The following is a 2,782-nucleotide window of genomic DNA, read 5'->3' on the forward strand; positions in this document are numbered from 1 at the left end:
CCCTGTTTGATCCACTTCATCGTAAGTTAAATGATGGCGTTGGAAATAGTGATGACACAGATGAAGACTACAGGTAAAAAAGTATCCATTATTCGCAATCGCAAGCGTCAAAGTGAAGAGGTTTTTCAGCAGTTGCGCTACAAGCTTCGGAAAAATAATTTTATTTTGACGGAGAAGCACCCAGATATTGTGATTTCAATTGGTGGCGATGGGATGTTGCTATCGGCCTTTCACAAGTATGAACACCAGTTGGATCGGGTGCGATTTGTTGGCGTCCATACCGGACACTTAGGATTCTATACAGATTACTTAGACAGTGAAATCGATAAGCTGGTTGAGAATTTAAAATATGATACAGGAGCTAAGGTTTCTTACCCTATTTTGAATGTCAAGATTACTTTCGACAATGGGGAAACCCGTACCATGAGAGCGTTGAACGAAGCAACGATTAAGAGAAGCGACCGGACCATGGTTGCCGATCTCACGATTAATGGAGTGGATTTTGAGCGCTTCAGAGGAGACGGGATTACCGTTTCGACTCCGACAGGAAGTACGGCTTACAACAAATCCTTAGGAGGAGCAGTCCTTCACCCGACTATTGAGGCGCTACAGATCGCTGAAATCGCCAGTCTCAACAACCGCGTTTATCGTACCTTGGGTTCTTCTGTCATTGTCCCTAAAAAGGATAAGATTGAGATTACACCGACGAGACCTGGCTTCCACATTATCTCTGTTGATAATTCAACCTATTCTTACCGCAATATTGCAAAGGTAGAATACCAGATTGACAACCATAAGATTAATTTTGTGGCAAGTTCCAGTCACACCAGCTTCTGGAATCGGGTCAAGGATGCTTTTATCGGAGATGATAGAGAATGAGATTTGAATTCACTGTCGATGAGCATGTCAAGATCAAGACCTTCCTGAAAAAGCACGAGGTTTCTAAGGGTCTCTTAGCAAAGATTAAGTTTCGTGGTGGCCAGATCCTTGTCAATGGACGTCCGGAGAATGCAATTTATTTGTTGGATATTGGGGATCGCTTGGTCATTGATATTCCAGCAGAAGAAGGTTTCGAAACCCTAAAGCCCATGGATCGGCCTTTGGATATTTTGTTTGAAGATGATCATTTTTTGGTCTTAAACAAACCCTTTGGGATTGCTTCTATTCCAAGTGCGATTCATTCCAATACCTTAGCCAATTTTGTAAAAGGCTATTATGTGAAACAGGGCTACGAGAACCAGCAGGTTCACATTGTCACTCGCCTGGACAAGGATACTAGTGGCGTCATGCTTTTTGCCAAACATGGCTATGCCCATGCCCGCTTGGATAAGCAATTGCAGTCTAAATCGATTCAGAAACGCTATTATGCCTTGGTCAAGGGATCTGGGAAGCTTGATCCTGTCGGAGAGATTATTGCTCCGATTGCGCGTGATGAAGATTCAATTATCACCCGAAAGGTAGCTAAAGGTGGCAAGTATGCTCATACAAGCTACCAGGTTGTTCAATCTTTTGGTGATATTCACCTAGTGGATATTCAGTTACACACAGGTCGAACCCATCAGATCCGCGTTCATTTTTCCCATATTGGTTTTCCGCTCTTGGGAGATGATCTCTATGGTGGAAGTTTAGAAGACGGCATTGAGCGCCAAGCCCTTCATTGTCATCGTCTATCCTATTATCATCCATTTCTAGAGGAAGAATTGGTCATAGAAAGTCCACTACCTCCAGATTTCCAAGCTGTATTAACACAGCTTCAAACAAGTTATTAATTATTAAAAGGAGTAAAACTCATGGAAGTTTTCGAAAATCTCAAAGCCAACCTCGTTGGTAAGAATGCTCGTATTGTATTACCAGAAGGTGAAGAGCCTCGTATTCTCCAAGCAGCAAAACGAATTGTGAACGAGACAGATGTAACCCCTGTATTGCTTGGTAATCCAGATAAAATTCGTATTTACCTCGAAATCGAAGGGGTTTTGGAAGGATATGAAGTCATTGATCCGCATTCTTATCCAGGTTTTGAAGAGATGGTAGCTTCCTTGGTAGATCGTCGTAAGGGAAAAATGACAGAAGAAGAAGCACGTCAAATCTTGAAAGACGACGTTAACTATTTTGGTGTCATGTTAGTGCACATGGGAATCGTTGATGGGATGGTATCAGGGGCTATTCATTCAACAGCTGCAACTGTTCGTCCAGCTTTACAAATTATCAAAACTCGTCCAAATGTTAAACGAACTTCGGGGGCTTTCCTCATGGTACGTGGATCTGAACGCTACTTGTTCGGGGACTGTGCCATCAACATCAATCCAGATGCTGAAGGATTAGCCGAAATTGCTATCAATTCAGCTATCACAGCCAAGATGTTTGGAATTGATCCTAAAATTGCTATGTTGAGCTATTCAACAAAAGGGTCTGGTTTTGGAGAAAGTGTTGATAAGGTTGTTGAAGCGACTAAGCTTGCTCATGAACTTCGTCCAGACCTTGAAATTGACGGGGAATTGCAATTTGACGCAGCTTTTGTGCCTGAAACTGCAGCCTTGAAGGCTCCAGGAAGCAAGGTGGCAGGACAAGCTAATGTCTTTATCTTCCCTGGTATTGAAGCAGGTAACATTGGATACAAGATGGCAGAACGTCTTGGAGGCTTTGCAGCGGTAGGTCCAGTATTGCAAGGGTTGAATAAACCAGTCAACGACCTTTCTCGTGGATGTAATGCAGATGACGTCTATAAATTAACCTTGATTACGGCTGCTCAAGCTGTTGAACAATAAGAAATGCATTTAGAGAG

The 2,782-nt window shown here is 42.7% G+C and carries 3 protein-coding genes; all 3 read left to right on the plus strand.

The window, feature by feature from the left end:
• Positions 1-60: 60 nt before the first annotated feature.
• Genes SPADD19_RS06305 through pta form a run of 3 tightly spaced genes read left to right on the plus strand, consistent with a single transcriptional unit; the run spans position 61 to position 2,765 of the window.
• On the plus strand, positions 61-879 hold the full coding sequence (locus tag SPADD19_RS06305) for an NAD kinase (protein ID WP_282184817.1): 819 nt from the start codon (positions 61-63) through the stop codon (positions 877-879).
• Positions 876-1,769: an RluA family pseudouridine synthase gene (locus SPADD19_RS06310; RefSeq protein WP_061455543.1), complete on the plus strand. Its 894-nt coding sequence runs from the start codon at positions 876-878 to the stop codon at positions 1,767-1,769. Before SPADD19_RS06305 ends, SPADD19_RS06310 begins: the two co-directional genes overlap by 4 nt.
• A gap of 21 nt (positions 1,770-1,790) precedes the next feature.
• Positions 1,791-2,765, plus strand: coding sequence for a phosphate acetyltransferase (gene pta, locus SPADD19_RS06315; protein ID WP_061455544.1), 975 nt, complete (start codon positions 1,791-1,793; stop codon positions 2,763-2,765).
• Positions 2,766-2,782: the final 17 nt, after the last annotated feature.

Source organism: Streptococcus parasanguinis, from assembly GCF_001578955.1.
Classification (GTDB): Bacteria; Bacillota; Bacilli; order Lactobacillales; family Streptococcaceae; genus Streptococcus; species Streptococcus parasanguinis_U.